The sequence below is a fragment of the Endozoicomonas sp. ALB032 genome (assembly GCF_049310125.1).
Classification (GTDB): Bacteria; Pseudomonadota; Gammaproteobacteria; order Pseudomonadales; family Endozoicomonadaceae; genus Endozoicomonas_A.
This window is the reverse complement of record NZ_JBLYNW010000001.1, coordinates 7121823-7129341: the sequence shown is the minus strand read 5'-3', so window position 1 is coordinate 7129341 and position 7519 is coordinate 7121823. Positions and strand designations below refer to the sequence as shown.

The 7519-nt window shown below is 47.2% G+C and carries 2 protein-coding genes; both read left to right on the top strand.

From position 1 onward, the window contains the following. Positions 1–1913 (top strand): hypothetical protein (locus ACO6VG_RS25815; RefSeq protein WP_422476245.1); only part of this gene is annotated, 1913 nt, incomplete at its 5' end. A gap of 503 nt (positions 1914–2416) precedes the next feature. After that, a complete protein-coding gene (locus tag ACO6VG_RS25810) occupies positions 2417–7309 on the top strand; it encodes a hypothetical protein (protein WP_422476243.1) in 4893 nt (1630 codons plus the stop codon). Positions 7310–7519: the final 210 nt, after the last annotated feature.

Here is a 7519-nt window from a genome sequence, read left to right as displayed (position 1 = left end):
GGGGTGGCGAGTTCAATATGGAGGTGTTCCGCTCCTTCTCATCCATGAACAATGGTAAAGGCATGCTCAAACAAGAGGAAGTGAAAGAGTTGCTGGGTTGGCCGGAATGGAAAGACAAGGATGGCGAGTTCAGTATGGAACTGTTCCGCACTTTTTCGTCCATGAATAATAGCAGAGGTATGCTCAAACATGAGAAAGTGAAAGAGGTGCTCGGCTGGCCTGAATTGAAACACAAGAATGGCGAACTCAATATAAAGCTGTTCCGCGTTTTCTCGTCCATGAATCACAGCCAAGGCTTGCCCAAACATGAGCCTGTGAAAAAAGTCCTGGACTGGGTAGGTTGCCGGGGGGCGCTCAATCACAGGCTAATGCAAATCATGACCAGGCTCTGGGTATCAGAAGGGCTACCTGCTATCAAGCTGCTGCAACACCGGGAAACACAACTGAAACAGTTACTGCTCACAGAACTTACCGGAGAACACAGCAAACCGGATAATGAAGGAGATGACGAATACAATAGCGACTCAGATGATGAAGAGGACAAATGCAATAGCCAGATAAAAACAGTCGCTCTTTATCTTTCCACCCCTAAGCCGGACTGGTCGCTAACATGGACAGTTTTAAAACAGTTCTGCCAATACCATAAAGAGACAAAAACGGTTCTGATGCTGGAATCATTGATAGAGCTTTTATCTTCTGGAGGGAAAAGTGTCAAACGCTACCTTCAGGCTAATCAACAGGATCAGCATTTTTTGTGGCGTCATTCAATGAAAGCCGTGCCTTTGCGCGTGTTAAATAGAGCAATGTTTTTGTGTTCTTGCGATGAAGACAGGGAGCGTTTTGTCTATTTTGTCAAGCGGCTGAAGTCATTGCCGGATAAAAGACTATGGGAGCATTACTCAGCCCGGTTGCAATCATTGTCAGGAGTGCTGAAACTCGAATATATGCTAGGGCTCTATCTGGAAATTCTGCAACCCTTAACAAAAGATGATCAGCTGCGTTTTCTGGATGCCAGCCATGCCCGGGCTGTATTTGATCTGTTTCCCTCGTTGAGCGCCCTGCAAAAACTCAGCAAAGAGCATTCTTGCCATTGGTTAAAGAAGCTGCTTGAAGCCTGCCTGCAACTAAAAACCCATGACATCACCAAAGAAGGCATCCAGATACTGTTTGAAGCGCTGCTCAAAACCCATAGTCTTCTACCCTGGGATCACGATATTCCCGATTACTTTTTGTCCGGTATGCAAACGATCGACAACAACCATGTTGAGATACCTGTCTCCGGTCTTATCCAATCAGGAGAACAGTTGGCTCTGAGCTATATTGCAGTGTTGATGCAGAAGCTCAATAAGATGTCTTTCACCGTCAAAGGTCAGTGGCTTGAGGTTGAAGTGCCAGGTGACGGAGTTGAAAACTACTGCTTTCCAATGCCACAGCTGGAAATACAGGATGAAAAAATGGCCATCAGCAACTGGTCAGAGGAACAGTTCAAGACTGTTTTGAAAATCACCGGGATATCTGAACACTATTATTTGACCGCAGATCAATGGCAGAAACTGGATAACGTACAATTCAGGCAAGCTGAAGCATGTCAGTCGGCGAATGAATTGGAACCACAAAAACAGGCATTTGGCAGTTTATGGTTAAAGCTCAACCAGACAGAAATTTTTGGCACCGAAATACTGAATTTACTGGAGGAGTACGAGAATGAAATGGAGCTTATGCATACAGTGACCCTCCTTAAAAAAGCCAGAATCGATACCGATAACTGCATACTGGAAGAATGGCGGCAACGGGCGTGCAGTAAAATAGAACAGTTAAAAAAGCAAGACCCTTTATTATCAAATGTTGATCCTGATGTTTATCAGAGTTGTCAGGAACTGGAGTTGCTTGATGGATGCGGGAGTATTTTCTAAAAAGACTTTTGTCGTCTGATAAAGCTTCTAAAAACAAACTGTCTGCCAAATCCGTTTATGGAAAGCTCACCAGTGCGGTGCTATAAAATCTAGCGCAAACGTGAATCATCAGGCCTAGGCCGGATGACGTGCGAATTTTTTCCACTAGCGAATGGGTTCACAGATGCTGATTTTTTAAGCCTGGATCTATGAAACGCTCACAAAAAAACAAAACGGCCCTATCGAGGGTTCGATCACTGCTTCTGCTGGTGACAATATTATTTGGTGGGTCGCTGCATGCAGTGGAATTAGTCGGCTCAAGTCCGCTACCAGCCTATTTCCTGTATTCCCATAAGTTAGCTGAACCTGAACAGCCCGATTTTCTCCGATGGCATCACAAAACTCTGGCTCCCATGTTTTTAGGCCCTGTAAGTCGCGGGCGTGGGTGCCCATATGTTATCTCAAGTGGTAGTATCTGGCTTTCAGGGGAGATATGCATTCCCACGCCGGAGCGTGGGAACGAGTTGACTTCCATCATTCCCGGCTTCATTCCCGGCTTCATTCTCGTCATTCCCGGCTTCATTCTCGTCATTCCCGCGAAGGCGGGAATCCACACTGACTCACCACCAGAACCTTACTGCCCGGTGCCCCAATGGCCTTGTCATCCCCGAGAAGGCAGATATTCACCGTTGGCGCTGGATTCCCGCCTTCGCGGGAATGACGACCTCAGAGCATCCGAACGAGCTGTTGGAGTTTTGCGACACCCTCCGGAGCGTGGGAACGAGTTGTTGGAGTTTTACGTGCCCCCTGAAGTTCTGGAGAACACTTCCAATGCGTTGATCGCCGGGGGCACCGCCGGTGGAGATGATGGCAATAAGCGACCTGACGGAAACAGCGGGAGTCCTGAAGCAGAGCGTCAACTTGACCTTACCCTTGTTCCTGATCCTGTCCAAACTTGTCTGCAGCAAAAAAAGCAACTACTTGTAATATTACAAATCAAACGACTATGGGCGATTATGGCAGGCCAGACCACCCTGTCCCGGATTTTGTCAGACCGGATCATGGTGATTGAAGCCGATCTTCTTGATCTGGAAAGGTCAGACCCTGGCACGATGCAACCGGGGCTGGTTCAAACATGGCTGGCAGAGAATGGTCAGGAACTCAGAGTTTACCGTGAGATGGTTTCTTACAAATATTCTGGCCGACAGACGGGTAACAGGAAAAAGAATTCATCCTCCCGAACGACCAAAGCATCAACGACCGAAACAACAGGTCAGACCGGCCAGACAAGCGGATCTGCTGCCCGTAACAGAAGAACCGGTTCGACAAGCGCCAATGGTCGTGGAGACGATGACCCACAGAAACCCTCAGCTGAGCAGAATACCGGACATTCGGTTGTCGCTTGTTTGAAGTGTGACAGGGCATTGAATCCACAGGAATTAGGACGTGTAGCAAATCAGACAGCAGCTTCAGCGTTGTTGTGCGACAAGTGCCTGTCGGGCATTCAAGGTAACAAAAGGGTAAGACGAATCAGGGAGGAAGCAGAACCGGATTCACCAGAACCCGCTCCGAAAAAAAAGAAACCGCCAGATACTCAAATTCCCGATGATCCGTTAGAAAAAATAAAAGCAAATATCAAGTACGAATTAAGTCAGGAAGAGCTGAAAAAAGTGCAAACCCTGTTGGCGGTATTCAAGAAAAAAAACATCACTGTAAAAAACACTTTTTATAAGCTGCCTGGTCTTGTAGATAGAAAGTCTTTTAATGGTTTCTTCGATAATGCCGCCGCCTTTTTTGGGCACCTTTCTGAAAACGTCAAAAATACAGGCATGCTGACCAGCATGCTGAATAATAGCAAAAAACATATCCGTAGTTTTGCAGAGCGTAGTCAGGATGAACTCGAATATTTAGCGAGTTTAGATGTAGTGACTTCTTTCTCGTCCATGAATAATAGCAAAGGCGTGCCCACACATGAACAAGTGAAAGCAATACTGGGCTGGCCAGAATGGAAAGACCGGGATGGCGAGTTTAATACGAAGTTGTTCCGATCCTTCTCGTCAATGAATAGTGGCAAAGGCATGCTCAAACATGAACAAGTGAAAGAGGTGCTGGGCTGGCCGGAGTGGAAAGACAAGGATGGCGAGTTCAGTATGGAGCTGTTCCGCTCCTTCTCATCCATGAATAGCAGCAAGGGCATGCTCAAACAAGAGGAAGTGAAAGAGGTGCTGGGCTGGCTGGAATGGAAAGACAAGAATGGCGAGTTCAATATGGAGCTGTTCCGCACCTTCTCGTCTATGAATCATGGTAAAGGCATTCTCAAACAAAAGGAAGTGAAAGAGGTGCTGGGCTGGCTGGAATGGAAAGACAAGAAGGGCGAGTTCAATATGGAGCTGTTCCGCGCCTTCTCGTCTGTGAATAGCAGCAAGGGCATGTTTAAACGTGAAGAAGTGAAAGAGGTGCTGGGTTGGTCGGAATGGAAAGACAGGGCTGGCGAGTTCAGTATGGAGCTGTTCCGCGCCTTCTCATCTATGAATCATGGCAAAGGCATCCTCAAACAAGAGGAAGTGAAAGAGGTGCTGGGCTGGCCGGAATGGAAAGACAAGGATGGCGAGTTCAGCATGGAGCTGTTCCGCGCCTTCTCATCCTTGAACAATGGTAAAGGCATGCTCAAACATGGGCAAGTGAAAGAGGTGCTGAGCTGGCCGGAATGGAAAGACAAGGATGGCGAGTTCAGTATGGAGCTGTTCCGCTCCTTTTCATCCATGAACAATGGCAAAGGCATGCTCAAACATGAGCAAGTGAAAGAGGTGCTGGGCTGGCCGGAATGGAAGGACAAGGATGGCGAGTTCAGTATGGAGCTGTTCCGCGCCTTTTCATCTATGAATCATGGCAAAGGCATCCTCAAACAAGAGGAAGTGAAAGAGGTGCTGGGCTGTCCGGAATGGAAGGACAAGGATGGCGAGTTTAGTATGGAGCTGTTCCGCGCCTTCTCATCCATGAGCAATGGTAAAGGCATGCTCAAACATGGGCAAGTGAAAGAGGTGCTGGGCTGGCCGGAATGGAAAGACAAGGATGGCGAGTTCAGTATGGAGCTGTTCCGCTCCTTTTCATCCATGAACAATGGCAAAGGCATGCTCAAACATGAGCAAGTGAAAGAGGTGCTGGGCTGGCCGGAATGGAAGGACAAGGATGGTGAGTTCAGTTTGGAGCTGCTCCGTTCCTTCTCGTCTATGAATCATTGCAAAGGCATGCTCAAACATGAGCAACTGATACAGGTGCTCGACTGGTTGGAATGGAAAGACGAGGATGGCGAGTTCAGTATGGGACTGTTCCGCGCCTTCTCGTCTATGAATCATGGCAAAGGTATGCTCAAACGTGAGCAAGTGAAAGAGGTGCTCAGCTGGCCGGAATGGAGGGACAAGGATGGCGAGTTCAGTATGGAGCTGTTCCGCTCCTTCTCATCCATGCACGGTGGTAAAGGCATGCTCAAACAAGAGGAAGTGAAAGAGGTGTTGGGCTGGCCGGAATGGAAAGACAAGGATGGCGAGTTTAATATCAAGTTGTTCCGATCCTTCTCGTCCATAAATGGTAGCCAGGGAATACTCAAACACAAGCAAGTGAAAGCGGTGCTGGGCTGGCCGGAATGGAAAGACAAGGATGGCGAGTTCAGCATGGAGTTGTTTCGTTCTTTTTCGTCTATGCACGCCACAAGAGGCATGCCCAAACAAAAGGAAGTGAAAGAGGTACTCGGCTGGCCGGAATGGAAAGACAAGAATGGTGAGTTCAATATGAAGTTGTTCCGCACTTTCTCCTCCTTGAATCATTGCCTGGGCTTACCCAAACATGAGGATGTGAAAAAAGTACTGGGCTGGATACGTTACCATGAGGCACCCAGTCATTGGCTACTGCACATTATGACCAGGCTCTGGGCATCAGCAGGGCTACCTGCCATCAAGATGCTGCAACACCGGGAAACACAACTGAAACAGTTACTGCTTACAGAACTTACCGGAGAACACAGCAACCCGGATAATGAAGGAGATGATAAATACAATCGCCAGATAAAAACAGTCGCTCTTTATCTTTCCACCCCTAAGCCAGACTGGTCGCTAAAATGGGCGGTTTTAAAACAGTTCTGCCAATTGCATAAAGAGGCTAAAACGCTTCTGATGCTCGAATCATTGATAGGGCTTTTATCTTCTTCTGGAGGAAAAAGTGTCAAACGTTACCTTCAGGCTAATCAACTGGATCGGCATTTTTTGTGGCGTCATTCAATGAAAGCCGTGCCTTTGCGCGTGTTAAATAGAGCAATGTTTCTATGTTCTTCCGATCAAGACAGGGAGCGTTTTGTCTTTTTTGTCAAGCGGCTGAAATCATTGCCGGATAAAAGACTATGGGAGCAGTACTCAGCCCTGTTGCAATCATTGTCGGCGGTGCTGAAACTCGACTCTATGCAAAGCTTCTATCTGGAAATCCTGCAACCCTTAACAAAGGATCATCAGTTGCGTTTTCTGGATGCCAGCCATGCCCAGGCTGTATTTGATCTGTTTCCCTCGTTGAGCGCCCTGCAAAAACTCAGCAAAGAACATTCTTCCCATTGGTTAAACAAGCTGCTTGAAGCCTGCCTGCAACTAAAAACCCATGACATTACCAAAGAAGGCATCCAGATATTGTTTGAAGCGCTGCTCAAAACCCATAGTCTTCTACCCTGGGATCACGATATCCCCGATCACTTTTTGTCCGGGATGCAGACGACCGACAACAACTATGTTGAGATACCTGTCTCCGGACTCCCATCAGGAGAACAGTTGGCCCTGAGCTATATCGCTGTGCTCATGAAGAAACTCAATGAAATGTCTTTCACCGTCAAAGGGCAGTGGTTTGAGGTTGAGGTGCCGGGTGATGGAGTTCAAAACTACCGCTTTCCAATGCCGCAGCTGGAAATACAGGATGAAAAAATGGCCATCAGCAACTGGTCAGAGGAACAGTTCAAGACTGTTTTGAAAATCACCGGGATATCTGAACACTATTATTTGACCGCAGATCAATGGCAGAAACTGGATAACGTTCAATCCAGGCAAGCTGAAGCATTTCAGGCAGAGAATGAATTGGAACCACAAAAACAGGCATTTGCCAGTTTATGGTTAAAGCTCAACCAGACAGAAATTTTTGGCAGCGAAACACTGAATTTACTGGAGGAGTACGAGAGCGAAATGGAGCTTATGCATACAGTGACCCTCCTTAAAAAAGCCAAAATTGATACCGATAACTGCATACTGGAAGAATGGCGGCAACGGGCATGCAGCAAAATAGAGCGTTTAAAAAAGCAAGACCCTTTATTATCCGATGTTGATCCTGATGTTTATCAGGGTTGTCAGGAACTGGAGTTGCTTGATGGGTGTGGGAGTATTTTTTAAAAAGACTTGTGTCGTCTGATAAGGCTTCTAAAACGTACTGTCTGCCAACTCCGTTCATGGCAACCCTGCCAGTGCGGTGCTATAAAACCTAGCTCAAACGTGAATCATCAGGCCTAAGCCGGATGACGTACGAATTTTTTCCACTAGCGAATGGATTCACAGAAGCTGATTTTATTAGCCTGGATCTATGAGACGCTCACAACAAAAAAA